The organism is Shewanella abyssi, from assembly GCF_023284025.1.
Taxonomy (GTDB): domain Bacteria; phylum Pseudomonadota; class Gammaproteobacteria; order Enterobacterales; family Shewanellaceae; genus Shewanella; species Shewanella abyssi.
The window spans coordinates 142,954-168,361 of the sequence record NZ_JAKIKR010000001.1 but is presented as its reverse complement, the minus strand read 5'-3'; the positions used below and the strand labels follow the sequence as shown (position 1 = coordinate 168,361).

Annotated in this window: 19 protein-coding genes; 10 read left to right on the top strand and 9 right to left on the bottom strand. The window is 42.6% G+C overall.

From position 1 onward, the window contains the following. Positions 1 to 78 precede the first annotated feature (78 nt). Entirely contained in the window at positions 79 to 1,332 is a 1,254-nt protein-coding gene (locus tag L2755_RS00700; protein ID WP_248978821.1) for a uracil-xanthine permease family protein, read from the top strand. 93 nt (positions 1,333 to 1,425) lie between these two features. On the opposite strand, the gene grxD is transcribed toward L2755_RS00700, so the two are convergent. After that, the gene (gene grxD, locus L2755_RS00695; RefSeq protein ID WP_283102682.1) at positions 1,426 to 1,773 is read right to left on the bottom strand and encodes a Grx4 family monothiol glutaredoxin; all 348 of its coding nucleotides are present in this window, start codon (positions 1,771 to 1,773) and stop codon (positions 1,426 to 1,428) included. Between the two features lie 234 nt (positions 1,774 to 2,007). On the opposite strand from grxD, the gene sodB reads away from it, so the two are divergent. Further along, positions 2,008 to 2,592: a superoxide dismutase [Fe] gene (gene sodB / locus L2755_RS00690; protein WP_248978819.1), complete on the top strand. Its 585-nt coding sequence runs from the start codon at positions 2,008 to 2,010 to the stop codon at positions 2,590 to 2,592. 707 nt (positions 2,593 to 3,299) lie between these two features. On the opposite strand, the gene L2755_RS00685 is transcribed toward sodB, so the two are convergent. The 6 genes from L2755_RS00685 to L2755_RS00660 form a co-directional block, all read right to left on the bottom strand. Beyond that, positions 3,300 to 3,875, bottom strand: a complete 576-nt coding sequence (locus L2755_RS00685; protein WP_248978818.1) for a GIY-YIG nuclease family protein — start codon at positions 3,873 to 3,875, stop codon at positions 3,300 to 3,302. A gap of 156 nt (positions 3,876 to 4,031) precedes the next feature. After that, positions 4,032 to 5,063: a DEAD/DEAH box helicase gene (locus tag L2755_RS00680; protein WP_248978817.1), complete on the bottom strand. Its 1,032-nt coding sequence runs from the start codon at positions 5,061 to 5,063 to the stop codon at positions 4,032 to 4,034. Continuing rightward, a complete protein-coding gene (locus L2755_RS00675) occupies positions 5,048 to 6,634 on the bottom strand; it encodes an ATP-dependent nuclease (RefSeq protein ID WP_248978816.1) in 1,587 nt (528 codons plus the stop codon). Before L2755_RS00675 ends, L2755_RS00680 begins: the two co-directional genes overlap by 16 nt. Before the next feature lie 711 nt (positions 6,635 to 7,345). After that, complete coding sequence (locus tag L2755_RS00670) at positions 7,346 to 7,891, bottom strand: BsuPI-related putative proteinase inhibitor (protein ID WP_248978815.1); 546 nt, start codon at positions 7,889 to 7,891, stop codon at positions 7,346 to 7,348. Then, entirely contained in the window at positions 7,891 to 9,708 is a 1,818-nt protein-coding gene (locus L2755_RS00665; protein WP_248978814.1) for an AsmA family protein, read from the bottom strand. The genes L2755_RS00670 and L2755_RS00665 overlap by 1 nt, the downstream gene beginning before the upstream one ends. A gap of 36 nt (positions 9,709 to 9,744) precedes the next feature. After that, the gene (locus tag L2755_RS00660; RefSeq protein WP_248978813.1) at positions 9,745 to 10,239 is read right to left on the bottom strand and encodes a putative 4-hydroxy-4-methyl-2-oxoglutarate aldolase; all 495 of its coding nucleotides are present in this window, start codon (positions 10,237 to 10,239) and stop codon (positions 9,745 to 9,747) included. A 188-nt stretch (positions 10,240 to 10,427) separates the two neighbouring features. On the opposite strand from L2755_RS00660, the gene L2755_RS00655 reads away from it, so the two are divergent. After that, on the top strand, positions 10,428 to 10,745 hold the full coding sequence (locus tag L2755_RS00655; protein WP_248978812.1) for a hypothetical protein: 318 nt from the start codon (positions 10,428 to 10,430) through the stop codon (positions 10,743 to 10,745). A 318-nt stretch (positions 10,746 to 11,063) separates the two neighbouring features. On the opposite strand, the gene msrQ is transcribed toward L2755_RS00655, so the two are convergent. Next, on the bottom strand, positions 11,064 to 11,723 hold the full coding sequence (gene msrQ / locus L2755_RS00650) for a protein-methionine-sulfoxide reductase heme-binding subunit MsrQ (RefSeq protein WP_248978811.1): 660 nt from the start codon (positions 11,721 to 11,723) through the stop codon (positions 11,064 to 11,066). 11 nt (positions 11,724 to 11,734) lie between these two features. Next, on the bottom strand, positions 11,735 to 12,757 hold the full coding sequence (gene msrP / locus L2755_RS00645; protein WP_248978810.1) for a protein-methionine-sulfoxide reductase catalytic subunit MsrP: 1,023 nt from the start codon (positions 12,755 to 12,757) through the stop codon (positions 11,735 to 11,737). Positions 12,758 to 12,970: 213 nt separating this feature from the next. On the opposite strand from msrP, the gene rmuC reads away from it, so the two are divergent. From rmuC to recC, 7 genes are all read left to right on the top strand, one after another. Next, the gene (gene rmuC / locus L2755_RS00640) at positions 12,971 to 14,464 is read left to right on the top strand and encodes a DNA recombination protein RmuC (RefSeq protein ID WP_248978809.1); all 1,494 of its coding nucleotides are present in this window, start codon (positions 12,971 to 12,973) and stop codon (positions 14,462 to 14,464) included. A gap of 48 nt (positions 14,465 to 14,512) precedes the next feature. Beyond that, positions 14,513 to 16,444: a transglycosylase SLT domain-containing protein gene (locus L2755_RS00635; protein WP_248978808.1), complete on the top strand. Its 1,932-nt coding sequence runs from the start codon at positions 14,513 to 14,515 to the stop codon at positions 16,442 to 16,444. 298 nt (positions 16,445 to 16,742) lie between these two features. Continuing rightward, positions 16,743 to 17,459, top strand: coding sequence for an EAL domain-containing protein (locus tag L2755_RS00630; RefSeq protein ID WP_248978807.1), 717 nt, complete (start codon positions 16,743 to 16,745; stop codon positions 17,457 to 17,459). Between the two features lie 201 nt (positions 17,460 to 17,660). Beyond that, positions 17,661 to 18,566, top strand: a complete 906-nt coding sequence (locus tag L2755_RS00625; protein ID WP_248978806.1) for an AAA family ATPase — start codon at positions 17,661 to 17,663, stop codon at positions 18,564 to 18,566. A 14-nt stretch (positions 18,567 to 18,580) separates the two neighbouring features. Beyond that, on the top strand, positions 18,581 to 19,537 hold the full coding sequence (locus L2755_RS00620; RefSeq protein ID WP_248978805.1) for a DUF58 domain-containing protein: 957 nt from the start codon (positions 18,581 to 18,583) through the stop codon (positions 19,535 to 19,537). Continuing rightward, positions 19,530 to 21,632, top strand: a complete 2,103-nt coding sequence (locus tag L2755_RS00615) for a transglutaminase TgpA family protein (RefSeq protein ID WP_248978804.1) — start codon at positions 19,530 to 19,532, stop codon at positions 21,630 to 21,632. The genes L2755_RS00620 and L2755_RS00615 overlap by 8 nt, the downstream gene beginning before the upstream one ends. A 59-nt stretch (positions 21,633 to 21,691) precedes the next feature. Then, positions 21,692 to 25,408 carry an exodeoxyribonuclease V subunit gamma gene (gene recC, locus L2755_RS00610; RefSeq protein WP_248978803.1) on the top strand — a complete coding sequence of 1,239 codons (3,717 nt, stop codon included), beginning with the start codon at positions 21,692 to 21,694 and terminating at the stop codon, positions 25,406 to 25,408.

The window sequence follows — 25,408 nt, the reverse complement described above, 5'->3', positions numbered from 1 at the left end:
GTAGTTTGAACAAAATCGCTTTATATTTTGTTGCATAAAGATATGATTACTAAGTTTATTTAAAATAAGAGAATAATAATGAAAAACCTTACACTGCCTTTACAGGGGGCACAAATGTTGTTTGTTGCCTTTGGTGCACTCGTATTGATGCCTTTATTAACAGGCTTAGATACCAATGTTGCATTATTTACTGCTGGAATAGGCACCCTAATCTTTCAGTTGATCACCAAACGTCAAATACCGATTTTCCTTGCCTCCTCTTTCGCCTTTATCGCGCCTATTATGTATGGCGTACAAACGTGGGGGATCCCATCGACCATGGGCGGGCTCATGGCCGCCGGCATAGTGTACGTTTTATTAGCTAGCGTCGTTAAAGTAAGAGGTCCAGGTTTTATTAAACGCTTGTTACCTCCGGTCGTTGTCGGCCCGGTAATTATCGTTATTGGATTAGGCTTGGCGCCAGTTGCAGTCAATATGGCAATCGGTAAAAGCGGTGATGGCAGTCTGGTACTCGTAGAACAAAATACTGCGCTCATCATCTCGTTAGCCTCTTTATTCACCACCATAGCGGTTGCAATCTTTGCTAAAGGCATGCTCAAACTAATGCCTATTTTGGCCGGTATTTCCGTCGGCTATGGCCTCAGTTTGGCATTTGGTATCGTGGATTTCTCTGCGGTCGCCAACGCTAGTTGGATTGCGCTGCCTAACTTTGTCGCGCCAGAGTTTAATTGGCACGCCATTCTCTTTATGATCCCGGTAGCGATTGCACCAGCGGTTGAACACATTGGTGATATTCTGGCAATATCAAACGTCACAGGAAAAGATTTCATCAAGAAACCAGGCCTACACAGAACGCTCGCCGGCGATGGTTTTGCGACCATAGCCTCATCTGCATTCGGCGGCCCACCTAACACCACCTATTCGGAAGTAACGGGGGCGGTGACACTGACTAAAGCATTTAACCCAGTGATCATGACCTGGACGGCCATTACTGCCATTACTCTGGCCTTTGTCGGTAAATTGGGCGCGTTGATGCAAACTATCCCCGTGCCTGTTATGGGCGGGATCATGTGTTTACTATTCGGCTCAATCGCTGCGGTCGGCCTTAACTCGTTGATCAAGAATCACGTTGATATGAACGAACCACGTAACTTGAGTATCGTTGGTGTAACCTTAGTATTTGGTATTGGCGGCATGGCGTTTGGTATCGGCTCATTTAGCCTTACCGGGATTAGCTTGTGCGGTATTGTCGCGATATTAATGAATCTTGTACTGCCAGATAATGCTGCTGCACATAGTAAAATCGTCAGTGAAGATCTTGACCAAATTTAACTCGTTTGCATTGTATTATTCCTAATACAAACATCCATAAAAAAAGCCCTGAATATCTAAGATATTCAGGGCTTTTCTTTAAAAAACCAAAGATTAGCTACTTGCTTGCTCATCTTCCGTTTTATATTTTGCAGCCGTTTCCTTGATAAGGGTCTGTAACTCACCCTTTTGGAACATTTCAGTAAGAATATCGCAGCCACCGATGAGTTCGCCTTCGATCCACAATTGTGGGAAAGTTGGCCAGTTAGCATATTTAGGAAGTTCGCTACGAATATCTGGGTGCAGAAGAATATCAACGAAAGCAAATTGCGCTTCACAATTAATCATGATCTGCGCGACTTGAGAAGAAAAACCACAGCTAGGTAACTTTGGTGAGCCTTTCATGTAAACGATAATTGGGTTTTCGGCTATTTGCTGCTTGATTTTTTCAACTGTTTCCATTGTTTCCATTTTAAATTCCTGAGTTATACAACATTGCAATAGGGTTATTGTACGCCAGTATAGTGCAGAACAAAAACCTACTTTTAGTAAGGATACTTGCTAATAGATTTAATCGATTGAGGTAATCGACCATTTCGAATAAACAATGATACACTTCACAAGTTTATTAGGTAAAATGTCCCAAAGTGAGCAAGAACGCATAAAACAACAATCAAGAGTTAACGGAGAAAACTAATGGCTTTCGAATTACCCGCATTACCTTACGCAAAAAACGCCCTTGAGCCACATATCTCAGAAGAGACAATTAACTACCATTACGGTAAGCATCACAACACTTACGTTGTAAAGCTTAACGGCCTAGTTGATGGAACTGACCTTGCAGAGAAGAGCCTAGAAGAGATCATCAAGACCTCTACTGGTGGTATCTTCAACAACGCAGCTCAAATCTGGAACCACACTTTTTACTGGAACTGCCTATCACCAAATGGCGGCGGCGAAGCAACGGGACCAGTAGCTGACGCAATCATTGCAGCTTTTGGTTCGTTTGACGCATTTAAAGCACAGTTTACAGATTCTGCCGTTAACAACTTCGGTAGCGCTTGGACTTGGTTAGTGAAAAAAGCTGATGGTACCGTGGCAATCGTTAATACTAGCAATGCAGCGACACCACTCACTGATGATTCTGTTACACCGATCATGACAGTTGATGTTTGGGAGCATGCTTACTATATCGATTACCGCAATGTTCGTCCTGACTACATGGCTCACTTCTGGCAGCTAATTAACTGGGATTTTGTTAACGCAAATTTCGCTGGTTAATCTCCAAGCCTCTTTCAACGCTATAAGTTGAAAAAGAACATGAATACAAAATCCGAACTCTGATAGAGCTCGGATTTTTTTATAGCTATTTTATAGCTATTTTTTAGCTATTTTTTAGCTATTTTTTAGCTATTTTTTAGCCATTGTTGTAGTCATAGCCGTTGTCGGAAGACAGTAAAGTTTGAGTATTGCTCAACTCGTTTTTGGACAGAAACGAGCGACTGAATAGCTGTTGATAGTTCCAACAACAATGGCATTTCCTACGTCCGTGTAGGTCAGATTCAGGAGGCAGAGCAATGCAGGGCGCAATTGCCGAGTGAAGCTTCTGGGCCGGGATCCAGTGCCTTTAAGTCTGAAATTATCAGGCCATATTGAAATTGCAGACCATGCGCCCTGTGTCTTAGCAAGCCGCCACAAGTACGTCCATGTAGGCTCTGCTAAATCATCCGTGATTTAGAAGCTTGCACGCCCCACAGCACATGCTCTGTCAGCAAGTTCAATGTAGCGTCTGACACGCTTTTGGACAAAATCTTGTTAGAGTTAAAGCTCTTAAAGTAACTATTTACATTAGGGAATGTATGACAACCTGACAGGCACCAACAGCGCAAGTTTTGGGGGGAACTAGAAATTTGCTGACTGCCAGATTAAGGGAGGATAATAAAGTTTACACTGACCCCACTTGTTTCTGACCCCACTTGTTTAAACGATCAATCCCAACAATCACAATCTTCACCGCATCCGCCGGGCATATAACAATTTGGATCTACTGGGGGAGAGCTTAAATCATTTACTTGATATCGAGGACGTGAACTGCCTTGACGAAATTCAGTGTTTTCCCACGAATAGATGACACCGATGTCTCGAATATTGCAATGATAGCAGTGCATTTCCCAACTGAAATTTTCGTATAAAAAATCGTTAACACGCTCCCTCATCTCAGTAGGAGTAACATAAAACCATTCAGAAAGTCGGCCTGAAATTCTATGAGGTATGCACCTGTATGATTTACTCAGAAATGTTTTTACTGAATCTTCAATGATGGCGACTCCATCAGGATTAACACCTTCTTTTATTTTGAAAGCGCAAAGAAGAGCATAGAAAGGGTTCTGAGTTCCACTTGACCTTGTACCAAGAGAGCCTGTCGTTAATCCAATTTTTGCCATACCTTCGCGCTCTGTATCAACTCCAATATAAATCCAGTTTGTAGTGGAGTTGTCTTGCCTGAGTCTTTCATCTTCAAGCCATTCCATTTTGTAGTCATGTCCGAACGCTCCACCCGCCATATGCACCTCTAAAAATTCAAAATATAAATGCGGTTGAACCGCCGAGAAACCTAACGTCTTAGTATTTATGCATTGCGCTGTTTGCAGAGCACAAATCGTGTATTGGACTTGGCCGCTGCCACATCCAAGTTAATTGGTTAACAGATAACTTATTAATCACTGTTTAAACTCTAATAAGTGACGTTCAGGAACTAAATAAAGGTTTCCCTTTGCTCTAGTACACGCCACATAAAGTTTGTTTTTCGTCTGTGATGGTAACTCGTGTAGCTTACCTTGGTTTAAATAAGTCAGGGTCTTTTGATTCAAAACCACACAAACATGCCCATAGTGATCTTCACCTTTTGTTGCTCCCCAATTTTCCGTTAGTCCCTTGTATTTATAGCTTGCTTGATAAAAAAGCTTTACTGTCTCAGGACAAGTAAAAAGCTCATTAGCACGTTCTTTGCATTTGATAAACTCTACATTCGTTGCATCTTTTCGGTGTGAAAGAATATTTATCCCAATGTTATCAGTGACAAATTCACACGTGTTTGCACTACAGCGGTAACTACGAGAAAGGGTATCAGTATCAATCGTGAAACCAGATTTGATAAACTTTTGTTTATATTTTTCATAGCAGTCATGCAAAGTTTTATTAGTTGTACCATCTCTACTGGTATCGAATGTGTGCTGGTAGTAATCCCCAACCAAGAGTTGGTTCACTCTCGCGCTTGCCAGTTGAAGAAGCAGATTGAAATCATGTCCGGCAAAATCTTGAACTTCATCAATGCAAATACTATCAAAGTACTTTTCCACCCTTGATATAAGTTCATCAATGACTCCAAACTGTTCCAACATTTTAGCAATACGGTTATGGTACAACCTTTTATTTTTATCGACATAGAAACGTTCATCATTTCTCTTTAGGCGGAGCGTAAATTGAGGAGGTATGTCCCAGTTTATGCCCTTGATTTTTACATCATGACCCAAAATTGGCTTGAAACAGAATGAATATATAAAAGTGAAATAGGTATACACTTTGATACCGCTCGGGATGTATCCAAACTTGGCTGATATGCGCTTCTTTAGGCTTTTAAAATTGTTTTCAGTATAAGTTATGATAAGGGTACGCGACCCCTCATTTAAACCATCAATGATATGGCTGGTCTTACCTGAACCAGCTACAGCGAAAATTACTCGTTTATCCATGCGAACGCTCTGGCAATGTAATCAGGTGTAAGTAATTCTTCGGCTTTCTTATCAAGCAGTTCAAAAGCCACGTCAGCTTTATGACTTAACATGTACTCAGGGAGTGTAATTTTTTCTTCTTTTTTCGGTTTCTTTCTTAACTTTTTACTAAATAGCTCTTCGCAAAGTTTGGGATTTGAAGCCAGTATACATATTTCGAAAGTCCAATTAGTATCATCGTCATCACAAAATACCTGCATATTATCGGCTGTGTAATCAATGAAACTATCAACACAGTTTACTTCCTTATCACCATCATTGTCTCTGATGACCGCAACTCTCATACCTAATAATTTTGCAATATCAAGATAACGCTTAAAGCTTGTTCCACCGACCGAAATGATGTGTACATCATCACGTTCTGGTGTGGATTGTGTGACGTTTATGTAAAGCTGCTCAATAAGCATGTATTCAGCATCACCTTCCACCAGAATGACCTTGGGTGACATTACAAACTCCAGAACGTTATTGTCTGGGGCTTTCATAAAGAACTTGGCGGTATCATTAGGCAGGTCTTTTAACAACAGTGGGTCTGTCGATTTGCTATTCAGGAAAACTGTTTTTCGAAGATCTAACCTAGTACTGATCAAACTGCTATGAGTAGCAATGAAGATTTGCTTTGCTTCAGATTCAGAAATTCGATCTACCAATTTTTTCATATTGGTATGACTGAGGTGATTTTCAGGTTCCTCTAAAAGGAGAACATCTAGATCTTGGTCTGGATTGCTTCGCTGTAGTGCAAATTCAGTTTTGATAAAACACTGACGCCCTTTACCTTTATTTTCAAGTGGAACATCATCTTCAGTAATTGTTAAATCAGTCTCAAGATTAGATTTTGTGCCCGATTTAACCGAAAATTGATAGTTATCCAGAGTGTCATTAATCGGTTTTAAGCTGTTTTCTTTAAAGTTTGCCTTTTGCTGGCGATAATCGTTCTGCAATCCAATCCTTTGTGGTTGATCTACATGAGATTCATAAACAGTCTTAATATACTCTCTAGTCGCATATTCGTTATTTATCTGGGAACTATCGAGTGTCAAGTGTTTCAAAAACTTACGATAGCCAGTGTACGCCTCGTCAGCAAAGGTAGAAAACCTTATTGAGTAATATTCAAAAGGAAAATTGGCCTCGGCTTGAGCTAACACCTGAGCTACTTCATGGCTCAGCTCTTCGTTAGGTTCGCAGATCAATCTAAGTCCATCACCTGGAACTCCATCCAGGTTGTTTTTACCGTTTAGAGAAGGGTTGCCTTGCTCATTTAAGTACAGTTCGATAATAAGAACTGGTAGATTTTCAAACTTCTTTCCACTAGCTAAAAAATCCTGTATCACGCTAGTATTAAAAAAACTTTCTAGTCCAATTGTCTCAACTTTACTTTTACTGCCACTTAACACTAATTCAATAGCCGTTAGAATAGTGCTTTTGCCAGCTTCATTATCGCCTATCAGTAAGTTTAGTTCCGGATCAAAGCTGACATTAAATTCACGATATTTTTTGAAGTTTCGTAATTGTATTTTAGTTATCGTTTTCATACTGTTCATTCTTAGGAAGTGCGGTTGAATACTTAGACAGCGAAAAGCTGGTTACCTTCTAACCAGAATGCCATCTTCCTATTATTTATTCAATATATAATCAGCCACTTAGTGATATACATCGAGAATGAAATTGCTAAATGCGATCTGATTTTAGCGTTCTTTTACCGTAAGCCTTTTCGGATAAGTTTTAGTAAGGCAATATCGTATTCACTACATGTTAATGAGCTTTTACTCTAAGTGGTAAAGGGGCATAAATGAGTTTGACGCTTCGATGAACTTGCTAGCAGCTTGTGCGCTGAGTGGCGTGCAAGCTTCTAAATCAGGGATGATTTAGCAGAGCCATCAGGGAAGATTTTACGGCGGCTTGCAAAGACACTAGCGCATTGGCTGCAGATCGTTGATCCTTACTCCAAATACAAAGCAAAGGTCGCTAGACTCCAGTCCAGAAGCGTTACTGGAGTGACGAATTGAATTAGCGCTAAGTTGTTTTGGGGCAGTAATGAGCCAGTATCCATCTACCGACTCGCGTTTAGACCGATAAAAATGACAAACTTTAATGTCAATTATTAATCTTTATTGTCTACCGACAACCGTACTCTTTTAGACTTGATTAACAGCGAGTTAAAGCGTATAAAAATGCCGATAAACTTAGAGTTTATCGGCATGTTCAATCTAAGCCTGCTGGCCCGGTTTTCGTTTCAAACTCAGTTAAAACTTATAAAGTACCGTTGCCATTGCAGGCGTTTTTGATTCAGTTGCTCGCCCTGCAAATATGGCCTTTAAGTAATAACCTTTACCTACTGAGGACGCCACATCAGCAGCTATGCTGAATTTGACGTTTTGAGTTTTACCTGCAGGCATTACTGTTTCACGTATGGCTTGGGTAAACATCATTTCATTGGACCAAGCCCACACTTTGTTGCCAGTGGCATCCATTAGCCATAGATCAGCCGTCATACCAGAGTTAAACATCAAGGGTACGCCATGAGATTGATTGTTGGTGTATTGCAAAGTCACCTTCATTGGCTGCGCTGCTGTTTGCTCAACAATCAATTTAGCATCAAACAAGCCCTGTTGGCTTAGTTTAGCCTTTACATCACTCTTATCTGCAGGCGTAACAATGACAGGTGTTACTTTAGCACTACTGTTATTTGATTTTGTCATATCAGCGTTCTCAACTGCACTTGTGTCGATGCCTTGCGAGCACCCTAAAGCACTTAATACCACTAGACCTAATCCTGCTTTATATAACATCAAAATCCTCCGAATTTCTTAAACAAGCTGTCTTTAAGCTTATTGGTTTCATCTTTTAACTTAGAATCTAACAAGGCTTTGGTATCCAACGCAAAATTAGGCTCGGACATTGTGCCGCTAATCACAAATGGGATCTCAACGCCGTATAACGCGTCACGTTCATTACCGCCCTGACCTTCAAGAGATCCCACTACGGAGGTGGTTAATTTGTAATCTAACGCTTCGTTGATGACATTGGCAGTCCCAGCTCCAGTCAGACGTATAAGAGGTGACGCCATGTTTAGATCGGGATTTAAGACAACCCCTTTGGCCACCTTGAATGAGCCGGTCATACTGGTGAAATCTGTCTTCTGCTCAGTAGAGTTACTCGATGACATATCGCCGCTAAGTTTCGCTTTGGCGTCTCTAATCATTTGCGGAATATTAACGCCGTGAATCGCGCCATCAGCAATTTCAAATTGCCCATTGGCACGTAGGTTCTTTTTAAGATTATCCGGCAGTAAGCTCTTACCCTTACCGGTAACATTAAAGTTAGCCGTACCGTCTAGCATATCGACTTCAGCAGCATCCATTAATAAAGCACGAATATCGACACCACTCAGACGTTTGTCAAACTGGTACTGCGCCACTTTATTGCGGCCATCCAGTTTTGCAGACACTTTTATACTGCCACCATACAAATTTGCCGATAACTGGCTGATATTGGCAATGCCTTGCTGCATGACCATTTTTAATACCCAGTCTTGAGTTTTCACATTGGCTACTTTTACTGATTTAACCTTTACACTGACATCCAAGTCAACCGACTTCATCGCGGTTAAATCAGGTTCGACTGCAGCGGTATTAGACTGACTTGCTTGGGTCGCGTTTGCAGCGCCCTGCTCTTGTTTTGGCAATAATCGATCTAAATCAATATCGCCAAACTCAAGTTTTGCGACAACCTTAGGCACTTTCTTGCCGTAGGCGATATCCAGTTGACCCGAGGCATTAATATCTGCGGCACTAAAACTGGCTAACATCAAACTCATTGTTTGCTTATCTAACGCCATCTCCAGTGAAGTCCTAAGGTCAGCTTTTAACGAACCGTTGGGAATACTTGTTCCAGTGATTACATTGCTCACAACAAAATCATTAATCGTCACTCGCTGTAGATCTTGAGACACTCTGATTTGCCCTTCACCACTGCTACCCACTTTTAGATCCGGCAATGACGCTGTGAGTTCATATTGTAACTTAGCGAACTCATCAAGCTGAAAACGTCCTAGTGTTAGTGACTTTAAAGATAAAGATTGCTTGGTGTTAGTTTGGTGGTCGACATTACTAATTTGGGTATTAGTAATAGAGATACCACCAATGTCCAACTTTGATAAAGTCGCACTAGATCCTCCGCCAATGCTGTTTTTTGCTGGGACTGTGTCGCTAGCTTGGCCAGTTAGCCCATCAAAACTCGTTCTGCCATCTTTCTGAGTTTCCAGCGCCAGCGTTAAACCATCTAAGTTTAGTTGTGATATCACAACCTCTTTGTTTAACAATGGCATTAGCGCCACTTCGGCGACAACTTCATTCACGGAGACCATCGCAGGGTTTTCAAACCCTTGTGGATTTGAAAGTGTAATCCCGCCTAATTTAATCCCTAGACTGGGGAAAAAAGTCCATGATAGGTCACTGCTGATCGTCAAGTTACGACCGGTATTTTGCTTTACCACATCAACAATCTGCGGTTTTAAATCATTTGGGTCAAAAATTAGGGTGATATATAACACCAACGCTGCAACTAAAGCTAAGATTGCGACAAAAAACCATTTTAAAAATTTCATGACAGATTCCATCTGAATAACAAAATGCGATTACGACTAATTTAGCACGGATAAATCTAAAGCTTGGTTAGATATTGCGATGCCGTTGAGATCAGCATACACAAATGAGTGTGGCGAAATAATGACGCCATAAATTTCTACTGCAACATTAACCTCCCCGAGACCTTTTTTAACGGTCTTTACTGGACTAACCCCGATAGCTTGTATACCAATATCCATGGTCTTTAGCGCGGCCACATCTCGAACGCAGCCAAAAATCACAATGCCTTGCCAACCGTTTTCTTCGGCATTTTTAGCGATCATGTCGCCAAGTAACGCACTGTCGGTCATCCCTTGCCCATCGACAACAAGCACCTTGCCTTTGCCGTCTTTTGCTAGCACATCTTTGACTAACGAATTATCCTTGAAACACTTAACTGTGACGACTTCGCCCCAAAAACAGTCTTTGTTACCAAACGATTTGAACATGGGTGGGAGTAACGATAAATGTTCTGCGTATGAGTCAAATAAATCGGGCAATAGATCAAGCATTAGCGGCTCCTTGCTTTACAAGCATTAAATCATATTTGCTAGATTGACAGGTCATTCAGCTAAACCCAAGTAAATAGTTATCTTTTTATACTAAAAAAGACGTTTTTCCTTTTACAGAGTTAGATTACAAACTATAATCTTTAGCAATGTCTACTTTTGCACGTAAATCTTCCTTACCTCGGACTCCTATGAAAGAAAATCTAGATTTAGAAAATGCCATCGCTGCCTTAGACCAATACGGTTATGATAAAAAAACCAATAGCAATCTTGAGCAAGCTCGTAATAAACAACAAATGTTAAAATGTATCGATTCACTGGATTTTAATTTAAGACGTTTACTTATTTTACAAGAAGCTGTAACTGAACTTGTTGATAATGAGAAAAGATTGCTTGCCCAACAAGAAAGTATTCAAACGTATAAAACAAAAATAATTAATCTTTCTCGTCAATTCAATATCTCTTACGATGATGTCATTCAGATAATGAAGCAACAACAAGCCTCATAAAATATCGATATGTTCTTTAAGCTAATTCATTAGAAAATCAGTAATGCTGATGTCGAGTCCCAGAGGTTGCTAGGTCCATACAATCAATGTTCTCAAAACGCCTACGGATGGGCGCTAGCGAGACACGAAAACGTCTTATGATCCCAGTGAATGGCCATCGAAAGAGTACTCATCGAATACAATATATTTGTAATTACGTTCGCTGTAGTTCGAGTGTAAAATAGATGTTTAAGCAACATTTAATGAAGCTTTCATCCCTTTTATGTTTATAAGGGAGTTAGGTGTTTTCAATAGCTAACCCCATTTTAACCTAAGGATTTATGGCTGTGAATTTATTTGCCGTCCTCTTAGGCTATTTTTAATAGACAACTGTTTCCACCATCGAGTCTGTTTCAACCTTAAGCCCAGTAATAAGCCCATAATTAAAAAATACAGTATGGGTTCTATAATCTCAGATTTTACAGACCAATAAAAATGTACCGGAATAAGCAGCGCTATTAGATAAATAGCATTATGTAATTTCTGCCAACGCTTGCCCATTTTACGCATCACCGCTTTAAACGAGGTTAACGCTAGTGCCGTTAGCAACAGATAACCCGCTGCTCCCACTAGAATATAAGGACGTTTTACAACTTCTTCAAAGAAGAGTCCCCAGGCAAACAATAGGTCGAGGCTGAAAAAAGCGAGTATATGCAAGCTTGCATACGCGAATACATAAAGCCCTACTAGCCGCCTCGTTTGCAACAACAATCCTTGTTTGAACTTTTTTGCCAGCGGCGATATCAATAGGGTGGCAACCAATGCGTTTAGTGCACCCGTTCCCGTATAGTGGATAATATACTGTACTGGATCGCCGCCCGCTTTATCATTCAGCACCAATAACACTAAATAGATAATCGGTAACAAGCCAATACAATGCATTAGCCCCTTAAGCCAAAACAACGATCGAGAGGTTAATCTTAATTGTTTTTTATTCATTAAACCTCCGGCTAGAAATTTTTTCTTAAGTTTAAGCCATCATATAATCCTGAGACTAGATCACCATAGCCGTTAAAGGGCAGTGTTGGGATCCTTTTCGCTGAAAACAGGCCTCCTGCGGCGATGCGTCGCTCTGACGCTTGTGACCATCTAGGATGATCCACCTGTGGATTTACATTGGCATAAAATCCGTATTCACTAGGAGCTAATAGATTCCAAGAGGATCGAGGTTGTTTGTCGGTAACATGAATTCGAACGATAGATTTTATGCTTTTGAAACCATACTTCCAGGGCACCACTAATCTTATTGGCGCGCCATTTTGGGGGGGCAATGTTTTGCCATATAACCCCACAGACATAAAGGTCAGATCTGTCATCGCCTCCGCTAATGTTAGCCCTTCAACATAGGGATAGTTTATGCCACCACCGCTATAACGGTTCTTCTGCCCAGGCATTTGCTCAGGATCATAAAGCGTTTCAAAGGCCACATGAGTAGCATTACTTTTGACGCCAGCTTTTTTCAATAACTTGGCCAAAGAAAAGCCAACCCAGGGGATCACCATGGACCATGCCTCAACGCATCGAAAATTGTAGATCCGCTCCTCTAATGGCAACATTTTTAAAATATCGTCATAATCCAATGTTAACGGGGTATCGACTTCGCCATCGATAACTAACTGCCAAGGGTTAACAGTTAAACCCTGAGCATTATCGACAGGATCTGTCTTACTGGTGCCAAATTCATAGAAGTTGTTATGTGATATCACTTTATTTTCAGGTGTTTGCTCACCGTAAAGAAGGTGGTCGTATTCAGTCTGTTTCGCATGTGGCAGAGCGACTCGTGCAAATGCAGCCTTCTCCTCCTCACTTGAAAACAGATCAAACACGCCAGCATTGGCGCGTGAAGAAAGTAATGCACCCGCGCCAACAAACCCCATCTGCTTGAGAATACGCCTTCTGTCATGGTAAACCTCTTCTGGTGTTACATCACAATCTTTAAATTTATCCCATGCAGCTTTGTTAATTATAGTCATTGGCCGCTATCCTCTACAGTTGTTGATTTAAAACTCTTAAATACTCAGACCGCGCTATCGTGTAAAAGATTTCGTCAACCTCAATTAATTACATTTCATTAACAGTTGATTACGTCTGCAGCACTTACTTAATAGTTAATGTGCTTAAGCTTGCAGTGTTTAAAGCACCGTGCCACTCTACCGTCTCATCAACCATGTTAAGAGCCTTCTCACATGCCTTTGAATATCGCTTTTTCTACACCTGAAATTATCATCATTATCGCAATCGCCTTTCTTTCTATCCTAATCGGTGCCCTGTTTAACCAACGTAAAACACGCGTTAAATGGGAATACGTTCGACAACAGCTTACAGATGACATTGCACAAACAAAAGTTGAACTTAATGGCGAAATATTAGCGCTAAAAGAATCACTTCACCAAAAAGATTACCAATTAAATCAGTTACAAGAAAAACTAGAACAGCGCATAGAACAACTCGGAAAAGCACAAGCACAAGCAGAAAGAGCCAATGAGCTTGAACTCGCGTTAAGCGACAATCAGCGTAAACAGATGGAAACCCAACTTGCGCTGTCTAAATCAAACGCTATGACGCAAACCATGACTGCACGTTATGATGCAGAGCAGCGAGCACTTAACGACAAAATTCAATTACTAGAAGATAGCGAAATTAGACTTAATGCTCAGTTTGAAAATCTAGCAACCAAAATATTTGAAGCGAGAAGTGAGAAACTACAGAGTCAGAATAACCAACAACTCGACAGCGTACTCGCTCCCTTTAAGCAGCAGCTAGAAGGATTTAGACTCCAAGTACAAACCTCTTATTCTCATGAACAAAGTCAGCGCAGCGCGTTAAAGCATCAACTCGACTCTTTAACCGAGCTCAATCTCAAGATGAGCCAAGACGCCATTAACCTTACTAGAGCGTTAAAGGGAGATAACAAGCAACAGGGCAACTGGGGCGAGGTTATTTTAGAGCGAGTATTGCAAGAAAGTGGATTACGCGAAGGTCATGAATACGATACCCAAGCGGATCTAAAAAATGACGATGGTAAACGCTTCAAGCCAGATGTCGTTGTCCACCTGCCAGAAAACAAAGACGTTGTTATCGACGCCAAGATGTCACTTCTTGCCTATGAGCGCTATTTTAACAGTGACGACGATGCTGTTCGTGCTCAAGCAATTAAAGAGCACGTCGTATCCGTTAGGGCTCATATTAAGGGCTTAAGCCACAAGGATTATCAAAAACTTCATGGCTTAACTAGCTTAGATTACGTGCTGATGTTTATTCCTCTGGAACCTGCGTTTTTACTGGCATTAGAACATGATCCAAGCCTAGTTAACTACGCCCTTGAAAGTAACATCATGCTGGTTAGCCCCACAAATTTATTAGTGGCACTAAGAACCATAAATAATATTTGGCGATATGAGTATCAAAATCAAAATGCTCAGTTGATAGCAAAGCAGGCGGGGAAAATATACGACAAACTATGTGGCTTCCTAGAAGACATGGAAAAAATCGGCCGCGCTATTGAGTCTGCTGAAAAAAATTATAGCAATGCCATGAACAAGTTAGCCTCCGGCAAAGGCAACGTGATCCGCCAAGCTCACCAGATGCGGCAACTCGGAGTTGAAACCAGTAAAAAAGTCGATACCCAGTTGCTGGATAAAGCGCTAAGCTTATCTGATGATGAACTCATCTCGCAGTAAATAACACAACATATCTGCCAATAGGGACATTGAAAGAGGGTTTAACAGATGCACAAGCAGTTACGTGGCATTTTACTAGCGGCAATAACGTTCATCTCATCCCCAATTGCAGCTGCAACGGCATTAACACCAGAGCAGCAACTTTACCTCGATGCAAAGCAAGCACTCGATAAACAAAATCTAAATACCTACCAAAAATTACGTTCTCAATTGGGTGATTACCCTTTAGCAATTTATTTGGATTTTCACAACAATATCGAGTCTATATTGACAGAGCCCGGAAGCAAAGCCGCAGGCTCTTTTCAGCAGTTTGACGGTAGCCCTTTGTATAACACTGCGCGTTACCGCTATCTAATCCGCAGCGGAAAACAAAAGCGTTGGAATGATTTTCTCGCGGTAAGTCCCCTAAGACCTAACAACGTCTCATTACAGTGCTATTTCTTTCGTGCTCAACTGCAGAAAGGTGATAAACAGCTCGCTTACAAGGGGGCAAGCGAACTGTGGCTTTATGGCCGTTCACGTCCAAAAGAGTGTGACCCACTGTTCAGTGAGTGGAAAAAATCCGGCTTGCAAACCCAAGAGATGATCTGGTCTAGAATGCTATTAAGTTTTGAACAGGGTCAATATGGCCTGTTAAGCTATCTATCTAGAAAAATCACCACCAATAAACAAGCCGCTGAACGGTTAGTCACTGTATACAAAGATCCTCGTAGTCTGCGTCATACCTCAAGATACAGTAGTAAAGCCAAGATAAATGGCGCTATTGTCGATAGTGGCATTAGGCGATTAGCTAAAAAAGATCTGAAACAAGCCGTTAAATTATTTGCTAAATACCAAAAGGCGGACCGCTTTAGCGAGTATAAAGGACGGCAACTAAGCCGCTACCTCGTTCGAAGAGCATTGATTTACCAAACTGAAGCGTTAAAAAGCTTTGTCGATACTATGTTGCCGCTACTTGATCGTGACGATTTAGTAGAGATGCGACTTCGCTGGGCGCTGCGAACTAACGAGCGCGCTCAGTTTGAACATTTCGTTCCTTTGCTCAGTAAAGAGAAACAAAATACTGCCCGCTGGACATACTGGCGGGCAAATATTTTACAAAGTAGTGACGATAAGCAAAACCAGCAGCAAGCAAAAGCGTTATTCACAGCGCTTAGCCAACAACGTAACTTTTACGGCTTTTTAGCCGCTAATGCCATTGATGTCCCCTTTCAGATCCAGCATAAAGCAACGCTTAGTGTTACTGAACGCCAACGCCAAATCGGCGCAGATAAGGGGCTTGGCCGTGTCACTGAGTTATTGGCGTTAGATAAACAGTCAGATGCACGCGCCGAATGGGTTATGTTATTAAATCGATATGATAAAGCCATGCAAAAAGAGTACGCCGTATATGCTATGACACAAAAATGGCACAGCTTAGGGGTGCAGGCGAGTATTCAGGCCAAATTATGGAATGACATGGAGATGCGTTTCCCCTATGCCGCTCAAACCTCTTTTACCGGTGCCAGTAAAAAGTATCACGTTGATATTGATGAAATACGCGCCATTGCAAGGCGTGAAAGTGCTTATTACCCCAATGCGACCTCAGGAGTGGGTGCTAGAGGTTACATGCAGCTAATGCCAGCGACGGCTAAACAAACCGCCAAAAGAGCCAAGCTTAACTATCGAGGAAAGCGCAGCCTGTACGATGAAAAACTCAATATCGCTTTGGGCAGTGCTTATTATTCCAGTTTACTTAAACAGTTCGATCATAATAGAGTTTTAGCGACAGCATCCTATAACGCGGGTCCCCATAGGGTAAAGAGCTGGCTTAAAAAGAGTGATGCACAGCTCGATGCAATGAGTTTTATTGAGTCCATGCCGTTCACTGAAACAAGAGAGTATGTGCAAGCGGTGTTAAGTTATCGAATTATCTATCAAGTTAAGCAGGGTAAAACGCCAGAGTTGCTTTCCAAAGATGAGCTAATATACGCTTACTAAATTTAGTCATTGATTGCCAAGAGTGCTTAGTTAGTTAGATATGAGCGGCGATCCTTATGCTTCAAACACAGCGGTTCAGTCATGGACAAAGAGCACACTTATTGGTTTTATAGGCTAGTACTTTAGTATTGAGGAACCTAGCGGAACATTAATTAGCCCTTGCTTAAATAATCTTTTAACTAATCCATAAATACCTATAAATAAGTCACTTAAGTGTAATAACTATTTCGTTTAACTCAATATGTGATAGTGTTAATCATTATCATTCCACACGAAAGAGCTATGCTAGGAAATGACTATGTTTGAGCTGTCAGGACTACTTTTAAGCGCTGAGTTCCAACCACTATTAAATCCTCACACAAAAGAGATCTATGGCTACGAAGCACTTTCTCGTTTTTATTGCCCTGACGGAACGGCTATAGCTCCCAATATTGTGTTCGAAGAGTTACACGCTCACCATGAGTTACTCAGCAGTGTTGAAATGGCCGCTAAAACGTTTCAGTTTACACACGCACCTCAAGACAGCGTGCTCTTCGTCAATATTGATCCCCACGCGATTGAATTTAGTGCCACTGAAATGTTGTCTTTGCTACGGCAAAGAGACAATGTCTGCGTTGAGATTATTGAGAATACCTGTATCAATGACGCACGTCTTGCGGCAAATTTTATCAAACAGTTGGTAAAATTTGATATTCCCGTTGGTTTAGATGATGTCGGTGCGCCCCACTCCATGCTTTCAATCGATTTAGTGAGCCAAGTGAGCTGCCTAAAATTTGATAAGTACTGGTTAGAAACGGCAAAAAACCCTCAGTATCATCACCTCATCAGCGCGCTTTTAAGTTTTGCAAAGAAAACTAACAAATTGACTGTTTTAGAGGGGGTTGAAACTGAAGAGCAGCTAATCTTTGCACAGGATCTTGGCGTTGATTTAGTCCAAGGTTTTTTATTCAAGCCACTATTTATCAATGCCAAGGAGCGCGTCTTGCTCAGCCCGATGTTAACTCAGGTGTGTTAGCCGGCGACTAGAGCAGACGTGAAACCTCATCAACTGGAGATAGTTACTTATCTTTAACGTCATAATTTAGACACCTCGAATCCTATCAGAGTGGAAAGAGGCTCAGTTTTCCACCATAGTAATGACTTGCGTATCGAATTCAATTAGCTAGCTGAATATGTCGTACCAACGATTCATTGAAACATCAATTAAGGGATATTCATGGCCAATGAAAATGTGACTATTTTGGTCAATCAACTCGAGCAAGTATTGCTGGGTAAAAAGCAGCAAATCATGCTTGCACTAACGTGCATTTTTGCTAAGGGACACCTGCTTATAGAAGACCAACCAGGCATGGGTAAAACCAGTTTGTCACAGGCTATGGCACAAAGTATGAGCTTGAGTTATCAGCGTATTCAATTTACTAGTGACATGCTGCCAGCCGATATTCTCGGGGTGAGCATTTTCGACAAACAACAAACCAAGTTTGTGTTTCATCCCGGTCCCATTTTTAAACAGATGATCCTCGCCGATGAGATAAATCGCGCCAGCCCTAAGACACAGAGCTCACTTTTAGAAGCTATGGCTGAAAAACAGATCACCGTTGATGGCGAGACCTACCCACTGCCGACGCCTTTTTTTGTGATTGCGACTCAAAACCCAAGCGAGCAGTCAGGAACATTTCCGCTACCAGAATCACAACTCGACCGATTTATGATGCGGTTATCTATTGGTTACCCTAGCCCAGATGCCGAGATGGCCATGCTCAAAGGACAAGACTCAGATAACATCGTACTACCACAATGCCTAAATGCGATGACGTTAACTGATCTACAGCAAAAGGTTGATACTGTTACTGCTTCAGACTCCTTATTGAAATATATTCTGGCACTGGTTAATGTCTCCCGTGAATTGAATGAAGGCACAGGATTATCACCTCGAGCTAGCAAGGCAATCTTAAAAGCGGCTAAATCATGGGCGATGATCAACGGTCGAAATTACGTGGTGCCAGAAGATGTGCAAACCATATTTCCACTGGTTGCTGAACATCGAATGACTCAAGCAAACCCTCTACAAGGTGATGTGATATCAAGCATTATATTGAACAAGGTCAATCCAATTCTGTAAAGCAGCGTCTGCGAATGCGTTTTAGCCGCTGGTTATCACGAAGGATCCCTGCGGCCTATAAAGTCACATTAAGCCATAAAAGTATTTTCATCCTACCGACGGGGTTTGGGTTCAGCTGGTTACTCCTCATCGTTTTGCTGTTTATCTTTGGCACTAACTATCAAAACAATTTGGTTATGGGCCTCAGTTTCTTACTAGTAAGTGTATTCAATACCTGCATTATTTACAGCTATAGAAACCTTGCTGGACTCACCCTAAGCAGTACGGTTTCCCAATCTAATACCTTCGCTGGCCAACCATGCTATATACCTATCTTACTTTCTTCGGTCAATAACGCTTTTGAGATCAAACTTAATTTCCACGGTCATGGGAGTGAGGTCGTTAAAAAGGTCACTGACGACACCTCGGTGTCTAATTTGTGTGTGGACAGAACACAGCGCGGCACTCTAACACCTGGCAGAATTAAAGTTGAATCTCGCTTCCCTTTGGGCCTGTGTCGGGTTTGGTCACATGTTGACTTGGATATTACTCAAGTGATTTATCCAAAACCGATTAAGAATCAACACCAGCTGAGTTGTCACCCACAATCGAGTAATAATAGCTCCGAATTGGGTAAATTCGTTGCTGGTGTTGATGAGTTCAAGGGGCTTAAACAGTACGTTAGAGGGGAGCCGCTAAAACAGATTGCTTGGAAACAATGGGCGCAAGGTAGAGGGATGTTAACCAAAGAGTTTCAACAACCGCAAGGGGCCCCTTTGTGGCTAATGCTTGAGTCAGACAGTCGCGATCTGGAGCTAAACCTCAGTTACCTTTCTTGGCAAGCGCAGCAGCTGAGCCAGAAACAACAAATATTCGGTTTAAGCATAGGGACAACGATTATTGAACCCGCGCTGGGTGAGCAGCATAGAGTTAATGTACAAACCCATCTAGCGCTATATAAATGTCAAGATCAGGCAAATCCCAATGAGTAAGCATAAACTCAAAAAGAATCACTCCACCAGCGAATTTAGCTTATCTCGCCATACCCTAATGTGGCTGCTTATAACCAACGTTGCCATCATAACGCCTTTGTATCAACAGATTACGCTTTGGTCTTTGGCTATTTGCATTATCTGCATTATCTGGCGTTTGGGGATCTATGTTGGCAAAGTAGCCCGCCCTCCTCGCTGGTTAGTCACATCACTCGGCATTGCATCAGCAATAACCTTAACCATGGTCGTTAACCAGATAGGGGCGCTAATTGCGCTCATTAATTTACTCATATTAGGTTACGCCCTCAAGTACATAGAGATGCGAAACCGCCGCGATGTTCATATCGTGGTACTTGTAGGCTATTTCCTGATTGCCTTGACCTTTATTCAGCAGCAAGCTTTGTGGTCAACATTACATTTAATGCTGGTGACACTGATTAATACCTGCGTACTTGTCAGCCTCTATAATGATGAAGACCGCTTTCAATTTACCGCCAAATTAGCCAGTAAAATCATCTTGCAAAGCTTTCCCTTAGCCATCTTGTTATTTTTAGTCATTCCCCGTTTGCCTCCATTATGGATGGTACCCACCCAAGGAGGTGCTAAGACAGGACTTTCAAATACCGTGAGTTTTGCAAATATTACCGAGCTCACTCGCTCTGCAGAGCTCGCTTTTAGAGCGACGTTTACTGATGGACATTTACCTGAAAATAGAGACCTATATTGGCGAGCAATCGTAATGGAAGATTACGACGGTCAGCAGTGGTCACAGAGCCGTTCAATACTAGCCAGTGAACGCTCAGCTTCACTATCGCAAAGCTCTGCACAAAACCTGCGTTTAGTTGATTTTAAAGCGGGCCTAGCGAGCATAAAGCAACCCTCTCTGTCCTACTCGATTATCGCAGAACCTAGCTCGCAGCAATGGCTATTTGGCCTTGATGTCGCCACCAGTGTTGATCGGGGTATTGTCATGCTCGCGGATCACAGACTGTACGCTAGACAAGCAATAGAACAGCAAAAAATGTACAAACTGGTATCTTACCCTGCTCAAAAAATGGAACCAGTACTGCCTGCAGCGATTCATGCCATTAACTTAGTGCTACCAAAAGACAGTAACCCGAAAACGATTGCACTTGCTGATCAGTTCAAACAAAAATACCCTCAGGATCAGGAGCGCCTCGATGCAATGATGCGCTATTTTACCGAGCAACCCTATTACTACACCTTACGGCCTCCCGCCGTCGGCCGCGAGCAGATTGACGACTTTCTCTTAAACAACAAAGCAGGATTTTGCGTCCATTACGCCAGCGCTTTTGCATTCATGGCCAGAGCCACTGGGATCCCCGCCAGAATAGTCTCCGGCTATCAGGGCGGCGAGTATAACGCCGCTGCTGGTTACTACAGTATTTATCAGTATATGGCACACGCTTGGGTAGAAGTGTGGTTACCCAATAAAGGCTGGACTCGATATGACCCTACCACCATGATCGCACCCGATAGAATTGAACAAGGTTTTGATGCCTTCTTTGATCCTAGTGAAAGTTACCTATTAGATAGCCCTTTCGGCTATTTAGGCCACCGCACTGGTGAACTGTTTAATCAGCTGCGGCTTAAGTTTGCCGGTATCGATTACCTCTGGAGTGTCTGGGTGCTTGGATTTGATTCCGATAAGCAGCAAGATGTATTGCAAGATATGCTAGGAGAAGTCACCCAAACAAGACTCGCCCTGCTGATCCTCATCTCCCTGACGGTTATTGGCTTGGCTATTGCTTATAGTGCTGGTTTATTTAAGTTATCTCGCGCTAAAGATAAACATGTCCATGCTTATCTTTCTGTGTGTCATCTACTCGCTAAGCGAGCACTGCCTAGGCTACCCCATGAAGGGCCTGAACATTACAATCAGCGCGTGGCACTGTCTTTTCCAACCATTGCACTGAGCTTTGACAAACTCACACGCTATTACGTCGCGATTCAATATCAACCATTATCAAAAGCTGCACTTAAACGCATATCTAGGTTACTTATTAATCAATCAAGATGGCTAAGGATTAATATCATCAAACAGAGATTGGCACTTAATAAAACAAACACATAGAATGGATAAATTCGAGTAAGGATCCGCTTAAATATGCGCATTTTTGTCAAAGGAACGCCATGCTATATCTAGTCCAATCCAACCAAATGGAAGCCCTGTCGCAGTTATTAGCTGCAGAGTTAACCCAGCCACTGCCAGACAGTCCATTACTGATGCCAGAACACATACTGGTGCAAAGTCCGGGCATGTCGACATGGTTACGACTAGAAATCGCGCGGCAAAATAACATTGCCGCGGGTCTTGAATTTCCCCTACCGTCAAGTTTTATCTGGCAGCTTTGCCATACCTTGCTCGATGATGTGCCAAAAGAGAATGCCTTTACTAAAGCGGCTATGACATGGAAGTTAATGGAGCTGTTACCGTCGCTTATCCACCAAGATGACTTCACTCCCTTAGCTAACTACCTCAGTAATGGTAACGAAAACCTTAGCAATGATAATGACTCAGCCCCCCAGGCAGAACCCAGTCCACTTAAGCTGTATCAGCTTTGTGGCCAAATTGCGGATATCTTCGACCAATACCTCGTTTATCGCCCCGATTGGATAGCAGCGTGGGAAGCCAATGAGCCCACCCTACCCCCAAAAGGTGACAAACTTGCTGAAGCTCAAGCGTGGCAGCCAATACTGTGGCGCGCACTCATCGATTTTAACGCTAATACATTGCAGAAAAGCCAATATCATCGCGCCAATTTACATCAGGCATTATTTGATGCATTAGATGACCCAAGCACCGTAATGGATAAGCTGCCAAGGCGCTTGTTTGTATTTGGGATCTCTTCAATGGCACCACAAACATTGGATGTACTGCATTATTTGGCCAAGCGCATCGACGTCATCATGCTCAATCTGAGTCCTTGTCAGCACTATTGGGGCGACATTGTCGACCCAAGACTCAGAGCGCGTATGGCACTACAATATGCTAGCAAAAACAAGCTCGATATCGAATGGGAAGATAAACTGGAAGTCGGTAATCCACTGCTTGCCAATAACGGCAAGATGGGCCGCGAACTATTAGATCTGATGCTGGAGTTACCTGAGGAACATACTGCATTTAATCTAGACTGCTACCAAGATCCTGGCACTGACTGCATGCTACATGGCGTGCAACATGATATTTTGGAGCTTAGCACTCGCGGGCAGATCTTAGGCCCAGATGCTGCGTTATATCTCAATCTTGAAGGCAGAAGACTGTTACAACAAGACGATCAGTCCATCACCATCCGCAGCTGTCACAGTCCACTGCGCGAAGTTGAAACCTTGCATGATCATCTGCTGGAGATGTTATCCAACTCAAAGGATCATGATGGTAAACCATTAGCGCCTAAAGATATCGTGATTATGATGCCCGATGTTGCCGCATACGCGCCCTATATAGATGCGGTGTTCAGCGCTAAGAAAGGCGGCCACTATATTTCCTATGCGATAGCGGATCGCGGTGCAGTACAAGAATCACCGCTCATTGCCAGTTTTTTACATCTGCTCAATATCAATCAAAGTCGCTTCGGGCTAACCGATATTCTCAGTATTCTAGAGGTCCCTAGCGTACTAAGACGTTTTGAACTCGATGACGATGACTTAACCATTATCAAGCGTTGGTTAGAGCAAGCAGGCGTGCGTTGGGGTCGCGATGAAACCAGCCGGGTTGAACATCAACTGCCAGCTTTTGAACAAAATGCCTGGTCTCTGGGGATTAAACGGCTTATTTTGGGCTACAGCTTTGCCGATGATGCGCCGCTTTACCAGCAAACACTCGCCGTCAACGGCATCGAAGGCCAAACAGCCCAAGCCCTAGGTAAACTGCTCGATTTTATTGAAGCACTCGATGATGTGCATGCAGACTTAGCGAGCAGCTGCAGCTTAATTGAGCGTATCGGCCAATTAGAACAGTTATTAACTGCTTTCTATCTGGTTGACGATGACGAACAGGTGCAGTTGCAAGAGATCCGTGATGCTCTGGTTAAACTCGACGAGGAGCTAACTGAATCGGGACACAGTACGCCGCTGCCGATAGAAGTATTACAAAATTGGTTTAACAGTCGACTATCAGAGTCTCGTGTCGGTCAGCGCTACCTTGCAGGTAGTATCAACTTTTGTACCTTGATGCCAATGCGATCTATTCCCTTTAAAGTCGTTTGTTTACTCGGGATGAATGACGGTGTGTACCCCCGGGTACAGCATCCGGTAGGGTTTGACTTAGTGGCACAAATGGGGCCTCGCAAAGGTGACCGCTCTCGTCGATTGGACGACAGATACCTGTTCTTGGAAGCCATATTGTCCGCCAGAGAGCAGCTCTATATCAGCTACATCGGTAATAGTGAGCGAGATGATTCGGTGCGGATCCCATCGATGTTGGTCTCTGAGCTGGTTGAGTATTGTCAGTTGGTCTATCTGCCACTGGCGTTGGCATCTGAGGGATGGGACACTAATCATAATGACGACAATATTCTTAATGAAGACAATCAGGCCGCGGATAAATTGGTTGAGCAAATCGAGAAAACCATCGAACAGCAGTTAATCTGCAAACAACCGCTACAGCCTTTTGATGAACGCCTCTATCAACCCAATCAAGACTTAGGCTCGCAATCTATACAACAAAGTTATAGTGCCCAGTGGTGCCCCGCGGCGATGAATCAAGCTAATAGCGCACAGAGCAGTGAAGGCAAAAGTGAAAAGCTTAACAGCAGCGCTAACGGTTTTATTAACTTCAACCAACCGCTAGTAAGCACGATGGAGGTAACGAGTGACGATATCGAGGAGATTGAGCTATCAGCCCTGATCCGATTTTTCCGCAATCCCGCGCAGTATTTTTTCAACCGAACCTTAAAAGTAGATCTGTCGATTGAGATCCGCGCCGATGATAACGATGAACCCTTTAGTTTAAACGCATTAGAGCGCTACAAATTACAATCGACGTTAATTAGCCATGCCATTGAGAGTCAAACTGAAACCCCAGATGAAGTGTTACTTGAACGCTTAAAAGCACAAGGCAACATCCCCCTTAAGCCCTTTGATGATCTGCTCTTAGGGCAGTATTTACATGATATCACCCCACTTATAGGCCGCAGCTTATATCTAAAAGGTGAGTTTAGTCAGTCTGTTGACATTGCCATAGAGTTGCAGCCTGGCGCAAATTTGGATAATAAATCATCTCAACAGGCAGCTCAGCCCCTCAAACTGGTGGGCCGAATAGATGATTTAAGTGCCAAAGGCCTAGTCAATTATCGGCCTGGAACTGCCAATGGCCGCGACTTAATACGGGTGTATTTACGTCATCTTTGTCTGTGTGCGATGAAAGGTAAAACCGATATCACAAGGTTAAACCAGCCCATTAATAGTTACTTAGTCGATATTGGTCATTTCCATGTTTTTACACCCATTACACCAGCGCAAGCCACTAGCCAATTAACTCAATGGTTAGGCTACTTTAAGCAAGGTCAACTGCAGCCACTGATGTTTATGCCACGCACCGCATTGGCTTATGTTGAAGCCGAGGGTGATCACCTGCAAAAATTACGCGAAGCGCAATCGCAGTGGCTTGATGAACAAAGCCAATTGGGAGAAGGAATGGAACCGCATTTTCAGCGTTTATATCAATTCCCAGAGGACTTTACTGAGACGAATTTTGCATATATTGCGCATTCATTATTGTCGCCACTACTCAGCTTATATCACAAGGGTAAGTTAAGTGAATTAACCACTTACGTAGAAGCTGGGATAGAGAGTGAAAATTCAAATTCTAAGACTAAGACTAAGACCAACCTAAGTGAGGAGGGATAA